Below are 17989 nucleotides of genomic sequence, written 5' to 3'. Positions count from 1 at the left end.
CCATCACATCTGGCAATTAGAAATAACCTTTTCCGAGTGGTAGGCGCGCCAAAGTCACAGGCCCGAAGTTCTTTCCAGGCGATTTCATATCCGTGTTTCCTAAACTGTTTCACGAATGACTTGAATGTGTATCCTTTTCGATCTGGATCTGGCTTACCATCTTTAAGTGGTCCCCACGTTTTAAACTCTTCTACGTTTTCCAAAATGATGACTCTTGGCTTGACGGTGGCCGCCCACCTGAGCGCCACCCAAGCAAGCCCTCTGATTGTCTTATCAACAGGCTTTCCGCCCTTCGCTTTAGAAAAGTGTTTGCAGTCAGGAGAGAGCCAGCACAAGCCGACCTTCCTACCCTTCACCACCTCAACTGGATCAACGTCCCATACTGACTCACAATAATGTTCGGTATGCGGGTGATTAGCCTTGTGCATGGCAATGGCGGTCGGATCGTGATTAATTGCTACATCGACATTTAACCCGGTAGCCATCTCAATCCCCGTACTGGCACCGCCACCTCCTGCAAAGTTGTCTACTATGATCTCTCTGAATAAATCCAACTGCATGTTTCAGGCTCCTCTCTACGACGTGGAATTTTTTCGAGATCTGACTTAAATAGAATCTTTTATGGCATCAATTTCAGCCTCTGCATCATCATCTGAATAATCTTTTATTTGTTCCAGTGAGTAACCTGCCGCTAATAAATCATGGTGGTATGAGGAAAAGGTTTCGGGTACTGGTGAAACGTTTTGAATTTCAAATTCAGTGGTTTCATGTTCCCAATGCTCATGATTCATATTGTCTGCAGCGAGTTTTGCTAATTTATCAATAGCAGGGTCTTTTTTATCTTCGAATTCTCCATCGACAACAACCTGTACCGTATGCGTTTGAGTAATAGATAGTTCAACAACCATTTTAGCCATTTTCATTCTCCTTTTGATGCATATTATTTTTGGAGTGCTGCATTAATCTGGTAATCGACCTGTTTCAGCAAATGTTTGTAAGATTGGTAACAAATCTTTAACTTGGTCTTGTGTTAAGTGCATTCTTGTAGTAAGTAATACTTCTTTTGGAATGTCGTGAGTTACCCAGCCAGTTCCACCTTCTTTGGTTTTAGACGCCAATATTTTAGGATCCGCGTCATTTACACCAAACCAAATTGCATCCTCTGTCGCTAAAGAAGATTTTTGAATGCTACAGCTCACACTATTTATATCTCTAAATTCAATATCTTGAAATCCTCTATTTGTGTATCCTTTTTTAATGTCCAATATTTCCCCTCCTTTGGTTCACATCTTGTTCGGTATGTGCATTTAAACGAATTATTTGTTGTTTAGAATTGAAAATCTTCGAACTTGGGATACTAGAGATAAAAGAGAAGGAGGCCACATCATGTTAACCAATGTTTTAATCGGCCTAGTACTTCCTGGAATCTTAACGCTGTATTTATTTAAACAAAATCCGAAAATCATCATTCTCATGTATCCTTTAGGTATAGCAATTGCTTTCACAAGTAACGATTGGGGCTCCGGACTTTATTGGACAGTTTCCCCGGTGTATGAGAAAAATGGTTCCTTGTCAGCATTCCCCTACAATGTTGGATATTTTCCTTTTATAGCATCACTATTTGGATATCTAAATATAAAAAATTTAATCAATTCACATTGGCTAATTTTATTATTCAGTATCACGTTTACCTCACTAGAATTGATGGCTGTATTTTTAGATAAGATCAGTTACCATAACGGTTGGAACATCTTTTTTACATTTTTCGTTTATTTAGTCGGGTATACTGGAGCCCATTTATACATGATAATTCTTAAAAAATACAAAGTTCTATAGTCGAGACGCCTCGTGTAATATTTAACCTTTGTGATCTTTAACTAGACCCCATTTCAAACAAAGTTATTTGCCGCATTTGATTAGCAGCTGCAGGATTAATCCAAAGACTTTCTTTTTTTCGCACTCCTGCCTCTGCAGATACCATCCTTTCTTCTGTATGCCAATCTGATAAATACTGCCGATATAGCTCACTGTCGTAGCCTGACAGAATGACCGGTCCCTGATGGTCTCTTAACACTTCAAGTAAATCCATATGACCTTGAAGATCCATTTCATGAGCATAATGCCTGTTGGTTCGAGTGGACCTTACATAAGGAGGATCAGCATATATTAAAACGTTCTCGCGGTTATAGCGTTGAATCAGTTGCAGTGCATCTTGATTTTCTATCTGAGCGTTTTTTAATCGACTGGCCACTTCTGTAATAACCGAAGGAATGGTATCCCACTGTTTAGTGTTATTCGGGCTGTTAGCTGATATGGAAGCTCTCCACCCTGTAATGTCAGATGTCTTTGCACCAATCGCCTGCCAGCACCGGATTAAGAATCGTCGAGCATCTTCCAAGGGATCCGGATGGGCCTCGTAACTGTTCTTGTACTCTTCTCTTGATAATGGGGTAAAGGCTACCAATCTTGAAAGTTCTTCAGGATTGTCCCGTATTACTCTGAAAAGATTGACTATACGGCTATCAAGATCGTTTATTGTTTCGATCTTCACCGGTGCTTTATTGAAAAAGACTGCCCCAGATCCGAAGAATGGTTCCAGATAAACTTCGTGTTGCGGCATGTGATCAATAATCCAACTGGCCATACTCCACTTACTACCTGGATAATTTAAGATCCTTTTCATGTAAGCCCTCCTTTCTGCGACGCATCGTGTGTCAGATATGTCATTTCATCGTGTCCTCATGTACCAGGACATATTTCTTGCCCTCAACTCTGATAACAGTGGGTACCTGCTTTTTCGTTTTTTCAACCGTGACAAGGGCGTGAAACTTATCGCCCTTAGTAGCCATTATCCTGCCGGGCAAAGTTAACTTCGTTTTTCTGAATATAAGCTTCTTCGATTTCTTCCCATTTGAATCCGAGCATTTCGCCAAGTCCAATGAACTCACTTAGCAAAAGACCGAATTCTCCAGGAAAAGCTATTAACTCATAGATCGTTCCTTGAATCTCAATGAATTGAGTCAATAGGTTCTCATGTTTCTTAGAGTAGAATGTAACATTCATATTTTCTAAGGAGTTTCCAATACTAAGAATAAAATGCAGGCAGTCAACGTATTCTTCGAGTAGAGGGTTTTTATAAACGTCAATGAATTTGCCATTCTCAATGCCTGTCGAACGTATCCATTCGCCTTTAGACCTCGGCTCCTGATCATTACTCCAAAACTTAAAACCTCTCCACTCATTCGCAAGTTCCCCCAACTCAACCTGCAAGGCTAATATTTTCTTAGCCATACGATCCTCACCTGGCTGCGGCGGATGTTCACGTCCGATCCTCTCATCAAGTTTCCTTTGCATATCGAATAGTTTTGATAGATTCATCACCTGTCCCCGCTCTCCACTTAAAATTTGTTAACGTCCCATCACTGTCTAAAATCGTTGATCCAGTTGCCTGACAGAGAGTGCATTTGTATTGATAAAAGCAATAGTATTTCAGTTCAATTTGATTCATCTGTGTCATTTCTTGATGACAGCTTACACACTGCATGAATGCTATTCCTCCGTTACTGCCGGCAACCAATCGATGGTTAAACCGCTCCCTGACTTAATCTCAATCCCCTGCTCTTTAAACACTGTGAGCGGGATGTTCTTCACTCCACCGTCTACCGCCGCCTGCCAGCGCTCTCTTAGCACTTCATGGGGTAGCAGGTACGTTTCGTTTAATGCTGTAAAACAGACGATCAAGAATGCCTTGCCACCCTGCGCGGACCACCGGTTAAAGTATTGCACCTGATGATCGTGGATGTTTTTCAGTTCATAGTTCGTTTTGCTTGCTGTTTGTTTGGCATCAAAACAAACTGGCAGGCTGCCGATCAGTCCGATATAATCAGGCGCACCTTTTGATTTGAAAAACCCGCTCCGAATCCGGGCACCATCGGTCATTGTGGCTTTTACTTCCGGATACTGCTTAATGATCTCTGCGCGGCCGCTCTGGCGGTACTTGATGTTAGCCATGTCGATATAGGTTTCAAGCACCTTGCCACGGTTACTGTGACTTCTTGACTTCACTTTTTTCACCATCCTTTTTAAACAGATCGTATAGCGGCCATTCCGGATCATGCTGCTTTTGCTGTTTATACTCATTCAGCAGTTTGTTCATCCGGACCTGATGCTTCGGTAGCATATATCTGTTCAAGTTTCCGACATGATCCTTAAAGCTGAGTGTCTTTTTCTCATTGACCACATAATCAATCATCAGGGCGAGCGCCTTCATCTTTCCTCGGACTGCCGATTCATACAACAGCTTGATCTGCATGGTCCAACCTTCTTTCCAGGTTCACGAATTTATTCATTTCTTTCATAAATGCCAGCTGTACGGTGCCGACCGGGCCATTACGCTGCTTGGCAACGATAAACTCAAGGATGTTTTGATTTTCGCTTTCCTTGTCGTAATAATCGTCGCGGTACAGGAAGGCAATGACATCCGCATTTTGCTCCACCTCTCCTGAGTCACGTAGATCGCTCATCATCGGGCGTTTATCCTGACGGGACTCTACACCTCTGGATAGCTGGGAGAGCAACATGACGTGTACATCAAGGTCTTTGGCAATCATTTTCAGATCTCGTGTAATGGCTCCGACTTCAAGGTTACGGTTCGGTTCCCGGCGATCAGAGCTCATAAGCTGCAGGTGATCAATGATGGCAACAAAGTTACGATCGGGAAACTGTTTCTTCAGTTGCTTCAAGTCACTCCGTATGTAACCTGGTGTGCACCGGGAGAGATCGTGGTAAAACATTTCTTTATTGCTTAACTCACCCATCGCGTATGTGATCCTTCTCCATTCAGCTTCTGCGATATGGCCTGTTCTGACTCTCTGCGCGTCCAAATTACCGGTTGCGACTAACTGACGCTCAACCAGCTTCTCACTCGTTGTTTCTAACGAGTAGATCACTGGGATAGCTCTGCTTGATTTCGTTATGCCTGTGCCAAAGTTAAGAGCAAGGGCTGTTTTACCGATAGACGGTCGGGCGGCAACGATGGACAACTCTGTTTCATGTAAACCATTCAGGATCCGGTCTACATCGGAGAATCCGGTTTTAATGCCAGTCACGTCTTGCAGTTGGCTGGAGCGGGACTCAATGTTGTCGTACACCTTTACCAGCACGTCCTTGATGGATTCACGCTTATTCTGCTCAAATGAGTCAATGTTCGTGAGCTTGTCCGCCACAAGGGCAACCTCAGATAGATCACGCTGCTCCCGGGCGATATCCTGCAGCTCCTTAGAGAGGTCTAGCAAACTACGATACTGATGATTCTCTTTTATGATCTTTTCTTTGTATCTCAGATTCTCGATAGTTGTGGTAAAGGCCATATTCATAAACTCAAGCAGCCCTGTCACATTGCCGGCAGTTTTTAAATGCCCCTCCCGCTTCAGTCGATCCGCCAGCGTTGAGATATCTATTGGTATCTGTTCATCTCTCATGCTGATCATTGTTTTCAGCAAATATCGGTGCTTATGCTGGAAAAAGTGGAGTGGTTTAACTGATAAATCATCAATCAGTTCTGGCTTGATCATGATCGAGCTAATCACATCATCCTCTGATTCCTTGCTGTAAAGCTGTATGTCCATTTTAGTCACGGATCCCCAACCCCTTTCGTATGGTTTCCAGTGCTTTCAGCCGCTCCGGGTGATTTCCGGTAGCTGACTGTGACCCTTCGGCCAGTTTGGTATTGATGTATTGCTTAGTTTCCTGCAGGTCCGGTACGTTGAGTTGTAAGCCTGCTGATTTAACCCTCAGATCAGCGATAGTCGGCGGGAATCGGTTATCTTGCATGTAAGCATCAAGCACCCGCTCCGTTGCTTCGTAATCCTGATCCTTAATCATTCGGTGCCAGACATCGATCTTGCCCTGGTCCCAATCAAATGACGGATACACATGAGCGATTGTCTTAAAGAGTTGTAGCAGCTCTCTTTTAGTCATCGAGGTTCAGATCCTCCTCGCCCGGCCTCTTTCGTTTCGCCTGTTTATTCCCTGCCACTGCGGAGCGGCTGTTTTTAAATTCGATATCCAGGGCCTGTATGTCTTCAATCGTTCGAACGTTTTTATGCACCCATTCCATCAAGATACTTTTGATATAACCCCATGACCGCTTATTCGCTTCAAGTGATCGCTTCATGGCTTCAATGATCAGCGTGTCAGAGTATTCATCAGCCCACTGTAAGATCTCGTTCATCAGGTAAGGGGATGCCGGGCCGATGTTGCGCTCATAAAATCGAATCGGGTTTTGATCTTCGTCTTTCGCTTTTGGTTTTTCAGACTCAGGCTCAGCCTGGTCATTATTATTATTAAAATCTAATGATGTAGTCTTATGGTTATTGGTAGTGACAATCTGTCCCTCTGGACGTGCCATTTTGTCACCATCGACGGGACAATTTGTCACTATGGACGGACCAAAAGCGTCTATCGTGATTTCTTCCAGTTTGTCGTAATCAATGGAGTACCATTTTGTCTTATCAATACTCATTTCGTTGTACTCTGAGGTACTGATCACAAGCTCCATTTTTTCCAGACTGGCAAACACTCGTTTAACCGTTCTCTCTGTCCAGAAGGGAAATTCAAGTTGCCACTCTCGATAAGTCTTAAACACCCATTTGCGACCATCACGAAAATTCTTGGAGTGATTCAGCCAGTAATGCATCTGTTGCAGGATAACCGCTTCATTTAGCCCAATCTTCACGGCAAGTCCGGGGAGGACCTGCAGCGGTGATTCATTGATTAACAGTTTTGACATAGTAGATCCCCCTGTGTTTATTTGATTCTTTTAAGACTCGGCGCCTTCTTGCCAAACAGCTTTTCTTCTGGTATTGCTTTATCAACAATGATTCGATATCTCGGTAAGTCTGGCATAAATTCTTCTACCTTTTCACTCATCATTTTTCTCAGCATTGGTGAGTTGTTAAGCCTTTTCCGAAATGCAGCATGTACCGAATCGATTAATGCTTCATCACCAACCGAACAAATGAAAGGGACACATATTAAGCTTTTATCAATAAATTTTGAAGCATCCCGATATTCCTGCTCCGTTACCGAGAACATAGTCTTGATTTCACTTTTCGAAAATACGATGTTCAGGCTCTCGCACATATGCGACATTTCAAAGATGTTCTCTCCAGCATTAGTAAGATACTTTTTGTAAATTTCTTTCAAACGATTAAAATTTTCAATGACGCGCGTTTTAGAAAAACGATCTAAATTAATATCAGCTAGGATCGCTTGGCGTCCATAAACCTCCGATAACTCTACAAAAGAACGGCACTCCATCTTGTGTAAGATGAGCATGTTAAAGACAAAAGATTTATAGTGTTCTCGATCAAGTGATCGTTCTTCGGTCTGCAATTCATGCAGCTCATGTAAAAAGGATTCGTTTATCTTTCCTTTGATTTCGTTGATTCTTAAAACACGATCAGAATGGCGATCAATGTGCGCCTGAAATCGTTCAAGCGCACTCCCGGTCTTTGATTTAAACACTGGCATGCTCCCCACTCCCCTCATATCATCGGTCTCCAGTTCTTGATCCACGCCACAGCATCATCGAAGTCAATGCGTCTGATATCCCGGTAAGAAGGTACGCGAAATGAGTCTCTTAGATTCCGATGGAGTTGCGGATAAATTTTCTTTTTATCCAACTGATCTGGGTTTAAATTTTCATCACGGTGTACTCTGGCGACGCGGCTGCCGATCTGCTTCTGGATCACGGTTTGTTGAAATGAATCAATGCGGGTATCTTTTTCAAGCTTCTCCAGACGGCTATCCACCTGAACAAACTTTTCCTCATGCTCCAAGGTGGTCTGCAGATGAAGAATTCTTTGCTGGCGATCTGAGAGAGGTTTTGAAACCGCACCCTCTGTTCGAATGGACTCTTCCATCCTGTCAAATTGATCAATGTACTTTTCTTTAAATTTCATGGCTTCGGGACCGGTATATCCCATTGCTAAAAGAGTGAAGCCTTTTTTCGTCATTACAAAGCAAGGCATTTCCTTGTTCTGATTATTCATGTATGAGGACTCCACGAAATTGTGGAGTCTGAATTCATCACTGCAACCTAAAGTTCGGATGTCCTGCAGCACTCGATCATGACGTTTGTTAAATGCCTGAGAAATTATCAATGAATCTGTAGCTGCTTGACCTTGGTTTTCAAATACCAGGTCTAATTGATTTGTCATGTGATACCCTCCCGCAAAAATAGTTGTCAATCATGCGGGTTATCTGCTACCATGAACTTGACAGTTTTGATATGCAGATAACCCTGAGCCTTCCAGTTGCCGCTGGTGGGCTCATTTTTTGTCGTCGAATGTGAACGTGTATGCGAAACGTTTAATTCCGTTATATTCGCACCGGACGGATGCTTCTGCCAGTTCAATTGCAGCCGACATATGATCGCTTTCAGTTACCACATAAATCGGTGGGGTATCTTTGTTTTCCGGAGTGACCTCCCAAATCGTCATAGGTTTCATTTGATTCTCACCCCCTTAAAATGTTTCAGATAGATGATCCGCTCCTGAACGCTCATGCGGTTCCAAACCCTCTCATTAACCACTCTCTTTAATTTATTGATCATCTTGGCTGGCCTCCTTATCCGTATAATAGATCCAAACTAGCAAGCCAAAACTGTAAAGTGAAAAGATGATAAAGGCGATCCCCAATACACTCATTGATCAGCCGCTCCTTTCTTAACCCTGAATCCACTGGCGGTTTGAAGCAGATAAATATTGTGAAAGATCGGGATGATCGTCACCCATTTTCCGTTTTGCATAAACTGGACCTCTTTTCCCTCTGCCACGGCTGCCCCTGCTTCACTATTAGAGATATAGTCATAATCCTCTTTTGGTTGTGGACCTCCAACACCTATTGGCATGGTGCATCCTCCTATCCTTTGTAACGCTCATTAAGAGCAGCCTTATAATTCGTCAACCTGAACATCCGGCGGTAATAGCGTGGTGATCTTTTTACTTCCAATAAGTCAGTTCGCTTTTGATTCAGGAAAACAAAATGTTTCCGCGGTTTTGATAGTTCAAGCGTTCTTATTTTCTCAGAGCAGTTAGTAACGGTACGGATCATTGAAATTCACCTCAGTTCATCGGGATTTCTTTGGTTTGATTAGTAAAGCGGTGGATCAGCAGCATAACTCCTTGTGCTTTTTTAGATACAAGCCAGTTATTTGGATTGCAACCATGGTCAAGCATGTGCTGCCGCTCCGATCTGGTTGGACGTTTACCTGATTTCACTTACTCACCTCCCGTTTAAAGTCCACAACGTTCTGAAGATCAGAAAAGTCTTTACCGTTGTTTCTTTTAAGAAAATCTTCAATTTCATAGGAGGTAACTTTTAACCGCCCTAATTTAAGAGCGGTCAAGTGACCGGAATCGATGAGGCTGTAAATCATGTTCTTGTTAGTTTTGAAAATCTTGGCAACCTCCGAGATGTCATAAAGCTGAGGAATCAATTTACTCCCTCCTTATTAAGGTTACTCACGTCACCATTTTGGTGACTTCGAGGTAAAAAAATTTGGTCAATCTTTTTATCAAAAAAAGTTGCCAAAGTAAACATTTCGTCTTGAGTAAATTCATACTCTCCACGTTCTTTTAAGGTATAAGTCTTAAGCGTTATGCCTAATACCTTAGCCATATGACTTTTGCTAAACCCAGACTTCTCTCTTAAAATCATGAGGTTCTCTTGCATTCTATCACCTCGCTTTTTTCATAGATTATCACCAATTTGGTGACATGTAAAGCGAAATTTGTTTATTTTAAATAAAAAAGTTCCCAAAACGGTGATTTTCGTTATATACTAGTGGAAACAAATTATCGGAGGATTAATCATGGAACTAAAAGAGTATGTTGGTAAACAAATTAAAAAATGGAGAGAAATAAGGGGCTACAGTCAAGAGGAACTTGCAGCCATGATTAATACAACGAAGCAAACTATTTCTCGTTACGAAACGGGAGCTCGTCATGCCAACCAAGATGTACTATTTGATATTGCGAAATCGCTTAAGGTATCCATTAATGTATTTTTTCCAGAGGATCAGGAAGCTAAAGATAGTAAACTCGAGACAATTGCAGCTCATATTGATGAAGATGTAACAGAGGAAGAGTTGGAAGATATTAAGCGTTATATCCAATTTATTAAATCACAGCGAAAGTGAGTAGATTTTATGAGGTTTGAATCTTTAATGCTTGAATATCCGGAATTAACAATTAAGGAGACCAGAAAGCTACCAAAGGGTTTGCCAGGAATTAATAAAGGCCATATGGTACTTATTGATCGTAAACAATCACTTTACAGAAAGCATTTCATACTTGCGGAAGAGATCGGTCATTATGAAACTACTGCTGGCGACATCACAGAATTAGATACAATACCAAAAATTAAAGCTGAGATCGTTGCACGACGATGGGGATACGAAAAAATTATATCGCTTGATGACTTGGTATCATGTTTTGAAAAGAAACATTTAACAGCCGAGGATGTGGCAATAGATTTTGAAATCGAGTTGGATGACCTCAAAGTAATTCTCGACCATTACTTTAATAAGTACGGGCCCTCTGTTCAGCATAAGGGATACATAATCAATTTTGATCCATTCATTGCAATTAACATAAACGACATTGAAAGGGGGTGAATAATTGTGAAAGGCGGAGTAAGAAAAAGAGGCGGGACCTGGTACTATTATTTTGATTTGGGAATGGTTGATGGTAAGCGTAAAAAGATTGAGCGAACTGCTGAAGGTGCTCAGACGAAGGGCGAGGCCGAAAGAGTTTTGCGGAGAAAGATTCTTGAATATGAGAATGCCGGAACTGTATATAAGCCATCTGATATGACGTTGCATGACTTTTTAATGTTTTGGCAGAAAGAATATGTCGAACTGAAGTTAAAGCCTAACACGCAATACAATTATGAAGGCTTGATCAGAATACACGTGCTACCTCACTTGGGGAAATACAAATTGAAATCTTTAACCCCACATGTGATGCAACAATTTGTAAATCTTAAAGTAAGAGAAGGCTTGGCAAGAAAAACAATTGAGATCATCATCGGTGTTTTAAACAAGTCATTAAAACAGGCTGTTTATCCCTACAAGTACATCAACGAGAACCCAATGCAATATGTCGAACTGTTGATTGAAACGCCAAGAAAGGCAACCAGAGAGGATTTGAAGATACAATCCAGAGAAAACCTAAAATTGTTGAGTGAAAACATAACCGAAGGCCATCCTTTTTACATTCCATATGTCATCGGTTTAAATGCAGCTCTACGTGTCGGTGAAACTTGTGGCCTCGAATGGAGACACATTGACTTTGAAGAGGGTGTTATAAACATCGAACAGCAGCTTGTTGGCCGGAAACAAAAAGTGGATGGGAAAGATAAAATATCTTGGGAGATCGGATCCCCAAAGAGCAAAGCCGGGTACCGCTCCATACCAGTAGGAAACAATCTCTTATCGGTACTAAAAAAAGAAAAGCGTAGGCAGCTTGAAAACCGTTTGAAATATGGTGAACACTATGTCACTTACGGCGAACATGATTATGTATGCAGGAAAGAAAACGGTGAGCGTTACACTCCGGCAGTCGTTAAATATCAGACTAGAAAATATGTTAAAGAAAAATTGAACATTGATTTTAATTACCACTCACTTAGACACACACACGCAACGATGCTCATTGAAGCCGGACAGCCGACAAAGACTGTTCAGCGACGCCTGGGTCACAGCCGGGCATCGATCACAGAAGATCGTTACGTGCATTTGACTAAGAAAATGGCGCGAGATGCCGCCGATATTTTCGATACGATCACCAGTCAATTATAAGATGGTGGCATATCGGTGGCAAACTCCACCATATCATTTATTTAAAAAACCCTTACCCCTTGATAATTCTTACTTCTCCCCTTCGTCCATCTGAAGGACAGCCATAAATGCTTCCTGTGGCACTTCAACAGAGCCGACCATTTTCATTCGTTTCTTACCGGCCTTCTGCTTTTCGAGGAGCTTACGTTTACGGGAAATATCTCCCCCGTAACATTTCGCCAGTACATTTTTACGAATGGCTTTAATTGTGGAGCGGGCCACAACTTTATTGCCAACCGCAGCCTGAACCGGAACCTCAAACTGCTGTCTTGGAATCAATTCCTTCAGCTTATCAACAATCAGTTTCCCGCGCTCATAAGCGAAGTCCTTGTGCACGATAAAGCTGAGTGCATCGACTTTTTCACTGTTCAAGAGAATATCCATTTTCACAAGCTTGGATTCGCGGTAGCCAATCAGCTCATAATCGAAAGATGCATATCCTTTCGTACCTGATTTCAGCTGATCGAAAAAGTCATAGACGATTTCAGCAAGCGGAATTTCATAGACGACGTTCACGCGTGAATCGTCCATATACTGCATATCGATGAAGTTACCACGCTTTGCCTGTGACAGCTCCATAACAGCACCGACATAATCATTCGGCACCATAATTGTTGCTTTTACATATGGCTCTTCCACGTGGTGGACAGATTGTGCGTCAGGCATCATGGATGGGTTGTCCACCCGGATTTGAGTGCCATCTTCCTGATACACATCATAAATTACACTTGGTGCCGTTGTGATCAGGTCAATGTTAAATTCACGTTCAATCCGCTCCTGAATAATTTCCATGTGAAGAAGTCCAAGGAAACCACAGCGGAAACCGAATCCAAGCGCCTGTGATGTCTCTGCTTCAAACTGCAAAGCGGAATCATTCAGCTCAAGCTTTTCCAGTGCTTCACGTAAATCAACGTATTTAGCTGTGTCAATTGGATAAAGTCCGCAATATACCATCGGATTAAGTCTTCTGTAACCTGGAAGCGGCGCATCTGTCGGTTTAACAGCACTTGTGATCGTATCACCCACACGGGTATCACTTACGTTTTTGATCGCTGCTGTTAAAAAGCCTACGTCTCCAACCGTTAATTCTTCTCTAGGCGTTGATTTTGGCGTAAACACACCAATTTCATTGACTTCAAACTCTTTCCCTGTTGCCATCATACGGATCTTGTCACCCGGTTTAACGGTACCTTCCATGATACGGATGTAGGCAACGACCCCTCTGTACGGATCATACAAGGAATCAAAGATCAGCGCTTTAAGCGGTGCTTCAGGATCTCCCTGAGGCGCCGGGACTTTCTCTACGATCTGCTCAAGAATGTCCTCTATCCCGATCCCTGCTTTTGCTGAAGCAAGAACGGCTTCTGATGCATCAAGTCCGATGACATCCTCAACCTCCTGCTTAACACGCTCAGGATCCGCGGCCGGAAGATCGATTTTATTAATAACCGGAAGAATCTCAAGGTCGTTATCCAGCGCAAGATAAACGTTGGCAAGCGTCTGAGCTTCAATCCCCTGCGCTGCATCAACAACCAGGATCGCTCCTTCGCAGGCAGCAAGACTTCGTGAAACCTCATAGGTGAAATCCACGTGTCCCGGTGTATCAATCAGGTGAAATGTATAAACTTCACCATCTTTAGCTGTATAGTTAAGCTGAACGGCATTTAACTTAATCGTAATGCCACGCTCTCTCTCAAGATCCATGGAATCAAGCAGCTGCGCTTTCATCTCACGTGAAGTCAGCGCTTTGGTCTGCTCCAGAATACGGTCAGCAAGCGTTGATTTCCCATGATCAATATGGGCTATAATTGAAAAGTTTCGTATGTTTTTCTGTCTCTTTAATCGTTCTTCTCGGTTCATTCAATGTCCACTCCTGTTTTTTCGACACAATACTCTAGCGTAAAGTATAACAGGTTAACAGGCGTGTTTCAATCAGGCATTCTACGGAGTACTGACCGGTTCGGCCTGAAGGATCATTTCACTCAATACTTCTGCAAATATTTCCGCTGAGCGGTTAAGCTCCTCAAACGTATTATCTACACCGCCAAGTTCAAGTAAAACAGACCTTGAAGACAGATCCTGATTGAACTTACCGTTTGTGCCTTCACCCTTTTTCACATAGACTCCCCGTGAAATACCGGGAACCCGCTCATTCATACGCCTGTGAATTTCTTCTGAAAACGCCTGATTCTCTTTACTTCCAGCATGTTCACCGCCTACTACAAAAGCGGTCTTCGCATAGATCGTTCCCTCATGCTCGAGCACGGTCGCCTCTCGTCTCAGTGCATCCCGGTGGACATCAACGAGGTAAGTCAGCTGACCGTTATCACCCATCGCAGCCTCTACCACGTGTCTTGATTCATCATAAGAATTCCAGTAGTCAAGCCCTTTATCTCTCAACGACTGAACAATGTCCGTTTTATTTACGACCGCACCGACCCCTCTTTTTTCCAGCGCCTGCTCAATCACCGGTCCGGTTTGCATAATATTCACCTTTGAGTGATGGGCTTTATTTGGATCCTTCGTTTCAGGAAGATAAGGTAAAAATGATTCCCGCGAATGGGTGAAATAGATCAGAACACGCTCAGGTAGACCTGCAGTCTCCGCAACAGATGTCTCAGCGATCTCTTCAGGTTCAACGGCGTCATCTTCTATACCGGTCAAAAACCATTCTTCAGGCGGTATTGACTCAGATGGTTCGGGAAATGAATCTTCAGAAGACAGCGCAGAGGCAGTGGTAAATGACAGTCCCTCCATCGTCAGCCAGTGTATCGGGTCAGATACGGTTCCTCTCAGATACGACCCGAATTGTTCAGCAATATCTTCATTTGAAAAATGGAAAAACTCCATCTGAAGTAAAAAAGTCATCCACCGATCAGGCAGCTGATCAGGAACAGACCACTTAATGTCAGGTACTCCCGATTTGATAACGGGCAGATAGACAGCTGTCAGCATTACAGAGAGCAGCAGTAAAAAGGTTTTTAAGAACAGGTAGACTGATTCGTGTGATAATGCTTTCCTCATTATGTACCTCCCGCAAAATAGGCTGATCCTAGTGTATGCGGAAGCATGAAGTTCAGAACTGCTCAGTGGGTGAAGCTCTCGCCCGCTCCTCCTGTAAGCGCAGAATGGAGCGCAGAATTCAGGGCAGACGCAACCATATTGGCGGCCTGTTCAATGAAGAGATCCGTTTCCTTTGGCGTGACAATCAGATTCTGTCCGAGAGGAGAGAGTATATCTGAAAACAGCTGCCTTTTTTCATCCTCATCGAGCGTCCCCAGCACACCTAAAAATACTTCTTTTTCTTTATCAGGAACCTCAAGTGTTTGAAGCTCATCTTTCGGAATGGACCCGGTCAGCGCATTTGACGGTCTCATACTCTTCATTCGTTTGCTGCTTAGCGTTTTCTCCGTATAGTCCAACGTATCAAGGGTAATGGATGCTGCATCCACAACCGTTGGAATTCCGATCGAAATAACCGGAACACCTAGCGTTTCAATGCTGATTTCTTTTCTTTTATTGCCAACGCCTGCACCCGGCTGTATACCTGCAGATGAAATTTGAACGGTTGAATGTATTCGCAGCGCAGATTTAGCGGCGAGAGCGTCTACAACGACAACAGCTCCCGGAGAAAACTCCTTGACGACACCACTCAATATGGACCCCGTTTCCATACCTGTTAACCCCATCACCCCTGGCGCAATCGCCGTCACCCTTCTGTAACCGTCCTCTACAGCTTCCGGTTCATAGTCAAATAAATGATTGGTGACATAGATTCTGTGGCAAACCTGTGGCCCGAGTGAATCCGGTGTAATCTGCCAGTTACCAAGACCTGCAATCAAAACCGGCGCATCCCCAGGAATCTTCATTTCATCAAAGAAAAGTCTGATCACTTTCTCCAATCCGCCCGTTGCTTTTTTCACCCAGATTTCATTTTGCGTCCTTAATTGGGGTACCTCAAACGTCCAGTATTCCCCCTCCTTTTTCCCGATTTTCATCCCGGTCTCCTGAGTAATATGAACTTTTTTCAACACAAATGAATCGATTTCTTCTTCTATTAATTCCACCGTCTCCATCTCCTGAAGTTGTTCAGCTGCCTCAAGCGCTTCCAGTGCAAGATCCGTTCGTCCGGACATGATTGTGTCCCCTTTCTCATTTCACAATGTTTGTTAAGTAGGATGAGCGAAATTCCATTTTCCATTCACGATGCCACCAGGAGGATGATCGCCATCACGATTTCAAAAAGTCCTGAACCATTTTCAACAGGAGTATTGCATTCCTTGTCCCCGTTTGATAAAATATCCCTTGTTCTTATGTAAATGAATCTTACCGGTTTAAGTAAACCGGCTGCCGCAATTGTCGGCTGATCTTTTAATCGGGTTTTAACAAAATACCTCGATTCAGTTCGGGAGGTGACATACATGCCAAATATCAAATCTGCTATTAAACGTACTAAAACAAACGCAGTTCGCAACGAAGCAAACGTTCAACAGAAATCTGCTATGCGTACTGCAGTGAAGCGTTTTGAAACAGCTGTTCAAAACAACGCTGAAAACAAAAACGAACTTCTATCTACTGCTGTTAAGCAACTTGATAAAGCTGCTCAAAAGGGTCTTATCCACAAGAACAACGCAGCCCGTCAAAAGTCTCGTCTAATGAGAAAGCTTAACGCATAATAATGAACCCCTATTCCCGAAACGGAATAGGGGTTTTTTAGTGGGCTTAACTCCCGGTATTTGATTTATTTTTCATAATGTCCGGCAGCCTGGTCAGGAATAGCTCAAGCACCATTTCTTTTCTGCCTGAGGATGTTTTAAGCGCAAGATCACTTTGCGCAAGCAGCTGAATGATCTGTGCAAGCTGATCATAAGTAAAGAACCTCGCGTGATTCTGCGCCAGCTTCACGCGGTATGGATGCACCTTTAATCTCGATGCAACCTGTTGCTGACTGAATCCTTTTTCTGTCATACTCTTCACCTGATAAATTAACCGGAACTGCCCTGCGAGTAAAGCGAGTATTTTTAATGGTTCCTCTTTTTGTTTTAACAAGTCATGATACAAATCCAGCGCCTGATCAATTTTTCCTCCAACCGCATATTCAATCAGATCAAAAACATTCTGTTCCACCGACTTCGGTGTTAATGTCAGAACTGTTTTTAACGAAATGACGCCTTCATCCCTTGAAAACAAAGCAAGCTTTTCAATTTCAGCCGACAGCATAAACAGGTTGGCTCCTGTGAGCGAAACAAGCTTCTCTAATGCATCGTCCTCGATTTTCACATGACTCGCAGACGCCCTGCTTTGAATCCAGCCTTTCAGGTCATGTTCAGACAGATTTTTTGCTTCGATGACAACACCTGATTTTTTTAACGCCTTCGTGATCTTCTTTCTTTCATCCAGTTTTGCCACAGGGATATATAACACAAGCACTGTGTAAGGTGCAGGTGATGAAATATATTTTTCAAGCGCCGCTGTTGATTCCTGCCCGTCCTTCTTTTTTTCAGCCGTTAGAAAAACTGGGTGATCGATAAAAACGAGTCTTCTTTCGCCCATAAAAGGAAACGATTCCGCATCCTCTACCGCCGCCTCCAGACTCGCACCATCGCTTAAATCGTGTACGGAAAAATTGAAATCCAGTTCATCTTCATTCACCACATGCTTAATAAGCAGCTGACGTGTTTCCTGCAGGAGATAGTCTTCTTCACCGTAAAGCAGATAAACAGGGGCAAACTGCTTGTTTTTGATTTGATTCCATTCCTTCACTATCAATGTTAACGCCTCAATTCAATGTATTTCCAAGCTTTCAGGATTCGTTTTATGTATATAAGCTGCTTCTCACCAGCGGTCTGATTTGCACCTGCCACTGGAAAAAGCTATTCTTTAACTGAAGATATTCTTATTCTAATGAAATCACGTGCTGATGACAACACAGGAAGCCGCACCGGATAACCGGCGCGGGTATTTAAACTCTGCCAAGAGAAGCCTAGGATATTCTCTAAGCAGTGGTTTACACGGTTAGTATTTTCAACAAATCGTGAAATATTTGTGATAACCGATGGGATAGCAGGAAAAATAATTTGTAAG

At 42.9% G+C, this 17989-nt stretch carries 26 protein-coding genes; 5 read left to right on the top strand and 21 right to left on the bottom strand.

Annotation, left to right across the window (positions count from 1 at the left end):
- The 3 genes from H7968_RS14535 to H7968_RS14525 form a co-directional block, all read right to left on the bottom strand.
- Positions 1–560, bottom strand: a 560-nt coding sequence (locus H7968_RS14535) for a DNA cytosine methyltransferase (RefSeq protein WP_227396815.1), incomplete at its 3' end; no start/stop codon positions are given.
- A 45-nt stretch (positions 561–605) separates the two neighbouring features.
- Positions 606–917, bottom strand: a complete 312-nt coding sequence (locus tag H7968_RS14530) for a hypothetical protein (protein WP_227396814.1) — start codon at positions 915–917, stop codon at positions 606–608.
- 42 nt (positions 918–959) lie between these two features.
- Positions 960–1265: a hypothetical protein gene (locus tag H7968_RS14525; protein WP_227396813.1), complete on the bottom strand. Its 306-nt coding sequence runs from the start codon at positions 1263–1265 to the stop codon at positions 960–962.
- 121 nt (positions 1266–1386) lie between these two features.
- Between H7968_RS14525 and H7968_RS14520 the strand changes: the two genes are divergently transcribed.
- A complete protein-coding gene (locus tag H7968_RS14520) occupies positions 1387–1836 on the top strand; it encodes a hypothetical protein (RefSeq protein WP_227396812.1) in 450 nt (149 codons plus the stop codon).
- A gap of 37 nt (positions 1837–1873) precedes the next feature.
- On the opposite strand, the gene H7968_RS14515 is transcribed toward H7968_RS14520, so the two are convergent.
- The 14 genes from H7968_RS14515 to H7968_RS14450 all read right to left on the bottom strand — a co-directional run bounded on the left by H7968_RS14515 (position 1874) and on the right by H7968_RS14450 (position 9723).
- Positions 1874–2683 carry a DNA adenine methylase gene (locus H7968_RS14515; RefSeq protein ID WP_227396811.1) on the bottom strand — a complete coding sequence of 270 codons (810 nt, stop codon included), beginning with the start codon at positions 2681–2683 and terminating at the stop codon, positions 1874–1876.
- Positions 2684–2838: 155 nt separating this feature from the next.
- Positions 2839–3378, bottom strand: a complete 540-nt coding sequence (locus tag H7968_RS14510) for a dUTP diphosphatase (protein WP_227396810.1) — start codon at positions 3376–3378, stop codon at positions 2839–2841.
- Positions 3379–3549: 171 nt separating this feature from the next.
- Positions 3550–4065, bottom strand: a complete 516-nt coding sequence (locus H7968_RS14505; protein ID WP_227396809.1) for a Holliday junction resolvase RecU — start codon at positions 4063–4065, stop codon at positions 3550–3552.
- Positions 4043–4312, bottom strand: coding sequence for a hypothetical protein (locus H7968_RS14500; RefSeq protein WP_227396808.1), 270 nt, complete (start codon positions 4310–4312; stop codon positions 4043–4045). Before H7968_RS14500 ends, H7968_RS14505 begins: the two co-directional genes overlap by 23 nt.
- On the bottom strand, positions 4290–5627 hold the full coding sequence (dnaB, locus tag H7968_RS14495) for a replicative DNA helicase (RefSeq protein WP_227396827.1): 1338 nt from the start codon (positions 5625–5627) through the stop codon (positions 4290–4292). Before dnaB ends, H7968_RS14500 begins: the two co-directional genes overlap by 23 nt.
- Position 5628: 1 nt before the next feature.
- A complete protein-coding gene (locus H7968_RS14490) occupies positions 5629–5979 on the bottom strand; it encodes a replicative helicase loader/inhibitor (protein ID WP_227396807.1) in 351 nt (116 codons plus the stop codon).
- Positions 5972–6790, bottom strand: coding sequence for a DnaD domain-containing protein (locus tag H7968_RS14485; protein WP_227396806.1), 819 nt, complete (start codon positions 6788–6790; stop codon positions 5972–5974). The genes H7968_RS14490 and H7968_RS14485 overlap by 8 nt, the downstream gene beginning before the upstream one ends.
- A 17-nt stretch (positions 6791–6807) precedes the next feature.
- A complete protein-coding gene (locus tag H7968_RS14480) occupies positions 6808–7533 on the bottom strand; it encodes a hypothetical protein (protein WP_227396805.1) in 726 nt (241 codons plus the stop codon).
- A gap of 14 nt (positions 7534–7547) precedes the next feature.
- A complete protein-coding gene (locus tag H7968_RS14475; protein WP_227396804.1) occupies positions 7548–8222 on the bottom strand; it encodes a Rha family transcriptional regulator in 675 nt (224 codons plus the stop codon).
- Positions 8223–8333: 111 nt separating this feature from the next.
- A complete protein-coding gene (locus H7968_RS14470) occupies positions 8334–8513 on the bottom strand; it encodes a hypothetical protein (RefSeq protein WP_227396803.1) in 180 nt (59 codons plus the stop codon).
- A gap of 194 nt (positions 8514–8707) precedes the next feature.
- Positions 8708–8914, bottom strand: a complete 207-nt coding sequence (locus tag H7968_RS14465) for a hypothetical protein (protein WP_227396802.1) — start codon at positions 8912–8914, stop codon at positions 8708–8710.
- 214 nt (positions 8915–9128) lie between these two features.
- Entirely contained in the window at positions 9129–9284 is a 156-nt protein-coding gene (locus H7968_RS14460) for a DUF6906 family protein (RefSeq protein ID WP_227396801.1), read from the bottom strand.
- Positions 9281–9502, bottom strand: a complete 222-nt coding sequence (locus tag H7968_RS14455) for a helix-turn-helix domain-containing protein (protein ID WP_227396800.1) — start codon at positions 9500–9502, stop codon at positions 9281–9283. Before H7968_RS14455 ends, H7968_RS14460 begins: the two co-directional genes overlap by 4 nt.
- Positions 9499–9723, bottom strand: a complete 225-nt coding sequence (locus H7968_RS14450; protein ID WP_227396826.1) for a helix-turn-helix transcriptional regulator — start codon at positions 9721–9723, stop codon at positions 9499–9501. The genes H7968_RS14455 and H7968_RS14450 overlap by 4 nt, the downstream gene beginning before the upstream one ends.
- A 154-nt stretch (positions 9724–9877) precedes the next feature.
- Between H7968_RS14450 and H7968_RS14445 the strand changes: the two genes are divergently transcribed.
- From H7968_RS14445 to H7968_RS14435, 3 genes are read left to right on the top strand one after another with little or no spacing between them, the layout of a single operon-like run.
- The gene (locus tag H7968_RS14445) at positions 9878–10204 is read left to right on the top strand and encodes a helix-turn-helix domain-containing protein (RefSeq protein ID WP_227396799.1); all 327 of its coding nucleotides are present in this window, start codon (positions 9878–9880) and stop codon (positions 10202–10204) included.
- Between the two features lie 9 nt (positions 10205–10213).
- On the top strand, positions 10214–10681 hold the full coding sequence (locus H7968_RS14440) for an ImmA/IrrE family metallo-endopeptidase (protein ID WP_227396798.1): 468 nt from the start codon (positions 10214–10216) through the stop codon (positions 10679–10681).
- A gap of 6 nt (positions 10682–10687) precedes the next feature.
- Positions 10688–11866 carry a tyrosine-type recombinase/integrase gene (locus tag H7968_RS14435; protein WP_227396797.1) on the top strand — a complete coding sequence of 393 codons (1179 nt, stop codon included), beginning with the start codon at positions 10688–10690 and terminating at the stop codon, positions 11864–11866.
- A gap of 69 nt (positions 11867–11935) precedes the next feature.
- On the opposite strand, the gene lepA is transcribed toward H7968_RS14435, so the two are convergent.
- The 3 genes from lepA to gpr all read right to left on the bottom strand — a co-directional run bounded on the left by lepA (position 11936) and on the right by gpr (position 16041).
- Positions 11936–13765, bottom strand: a complete 1830-nt coding sequence (gene lepA / locus H7968_RS14430) for a translation elongation factor 4 (protein ID WP_227396796.1) — start codon at positions 13763–13765, stop codon at positions 11936–11938.
- A gap of 81 nt (positions 13766–13846) precedes the next feature.
- Entirely contained in the window at positions 13847–14929 is a 1083-nt protein-coding gene (spoIIP, locus tag H7968_RS14425) for a stage II sporulation protein P (RefSeq protein ID WP_227396795.1), read from the bottom strand.
- 62 nt (positions 14930–14991) lie between these two features.
- Positions 14992–16041 carry a GPR endopeptidase gene (gene gpr, locus H7968_RS14420; protein WP_227396794.1) on the bottom strand — a complete coding sequence of 350 codons (1050 nt, stop codon included), beginning with the start codon at positions 16039–16041 and terminating at the stop codon, positions 14992–14994.
- Positions 16042–16326: 285 nt separating this feature from the next.
- On the opposite strand from gpr, the gene rpsT reads away from it, so the two are divergent.
- The gene (rpsT, locus tag H7968_RS14415; protein ID WP_134376683.1) at positions 16327–16581 is read left to right on the top strand and encodes a 30S ribosomal protein S20; all 255 of its coding nucleotides are present in this window, start codon (positions 16327–16329) and stop codon (positions 16579–16581) included.
- A 46-nt stretch (positions 16582–16627) separates the two neighbouring features.
- Here the strand turns inward: rpsT and holA are convergent, their stop codons facing one another.
- The gene (gene holA / locus H7968_RS14410; RefSeq protein ID WP_319799504.1) at positions 16628–17668 is read right to left on the bottom strand and encodes a DNA polymerase III subunit delta; all 1041 of its coding nucleotides are present in this window, start codon (positions 17666–17668) and stop codon (positions 16628–16630) included.
- Positions 17669–17989: the final 321 nt, after the last annotated feature.

It is taken from the genome of Jeotgalibacillus aurantiacus, from assembly GCF_020595125.1.
Taxonomy (GTDB): Bacteria; Bacillota; Bacilli; order Bacillales; family Jeotgalibacillaceae; genus Jeotgalibacillus; species Jeotgalibacillus aurantiacus.
The sequence above is the reverse complement of the archived record's forward strand: the minus strand, read 5'-3'. Positions and strand labels throughout refer to the sequence as shown.

What these genes read in the sequence shown, in the direction of transcription:
- H7968_RS14530 (WP_227396814.1), bottom strand. Translation starts at nt 917, where the DNA reads ATGGCTAAAATGGTTGTTGAACTATCTATTACTCAAACGCATACGGTA.
- H7968_RS14520 (WP_227396812.1), top strand. Translation starts at nt 1,387, where the DNA reads ATGTTAACCAATGTTTTAATCGGCCTAGTACTTCCTGGAATCTTAACG.
- H7968_RS14515 (WP_227396811.1), bottom strand. Translation starts at nt 2,683, where the DNA reads ATGAAAAGGATCTTAAATTATCCAGGTAGTAAGTGGAGTATGGCCAGT.
- H7968_RS14510 (WP_227396810.1), bottom strand. Translation starts at nt 3,378, where the DNA reads ATGAATCTATCAAAACTATTCGATATGCAAAGGAAACTTGATGAGAGG.
- H7968_RS14500 (WP_227396808.1), bottom strand. Translation starts at nt 4,312, where the DNA reads ATGCAGATCAAGCTGTTGTATGAATCGGCAGTCCGAGGAAAGATGAAG.
- dnaB (WP_227396827.1), bottom strand. Translation starts at nt 5,627, where the DNA reads ATGGACATACAGCTTTACAGCAAGGAATCAGAGGATGATGTGATTAGC.
- H7968_RS14490 (WP_227396807.1), bottom strand. Translation starts at nt 5,979, where the DNA reads ATGACTAAAAGAGAGCTGCTACAACTCTTTAAGACAATCGCTCATGTG.
- H7968_RS14485 (WP_227396806.1), bottom strand. Translation starts at nt 6,790, where the DNA reads ATGTCAAAACTGTTAATCAATGAATCACCGCTGCAGGTCCTCCCCGGA.
- H7968_RS14480 (WP_227396805.1), bottom strand. Translation starts at nt 7,533, where the DNA reads ATGCCAGTGTTTAAATCAAAGACCGGGAGTGCGCTTGAACGATTTCAG.
- H7968_RS14475 (WP_227396804.1), bottom strand. Translation starts at nt 8,222, where the DNA reads ATGACAAATCAATTAGACCTGGTATTTGAAAACCAAGGTCAAGCAGCT.
- H7968_RS14470 (WP_227396803.1), bottom strand. Translation starts at nt 8,513, where the DNA reads ATGAAACCTATGACGATTTGGGAGGTCACTCCGGAAAACAAAGATACC.
- H7968_RS14465 (WP_227396802.1), bottom strand. Translation starts at nt 8,914, where the DNA reads ATGCCAATAGGTGTTGGAGGTCCACAACCAAAAGAGGATTATGACTAT.
- H7968_RS14450 (WP_227396826.1), bottom strand. Translation starts at nt 9,723, where the DNA reads ATGATTTTAAGAGAGAAGTCTGGGTTTAGCAAAAGTCATATGGCTAAG.
- H7968_RS14445 (WP_227396799.1), top strand. Translation starts at nt 9,878, where the DNA reads ATGGAACTAAAAGAGTATGTTGGTAAACAAATTAAAAAATGGAGAGAA.
- H7968_RS14440 (WP_227396798.1), top strand. Translation starts at nt 10,214, where the DNA reads ATGAGGTTTGAATCTTTAATGCTTGAATATCCGGAATTAACAATTAAG.
- lepA (WP_227396796.1), bottom strand. Translation starts at nt 13,765, where the DNA reads ATGAACCGAGAAGAACGATTAAAGAGACAGAAAAACATACGAAACTTT.
- spoIIP (WP_227396795.1), bottom strand. Translation starts at nt 14,929, where the DNA reads ATGAGGAAAGCATTATCACACGAATCAGTCTACCTGTTCTTAAAAACC.
- gpr (WP_227396794.1), bottom strand. Translation starts at nt 16,041, where the DNA reads ATGTCCGGACGAACGGATCTTGCACTGGAAGCGCTTGAGGCAGCTGAA.
- rpsT (WP_134376683.1), top strand. Translation starts at nt 16,327, where the DNA reads ATGCCAAATATCAAATCTGCTATTAAACGTACTAAAACAAACGCAGTT.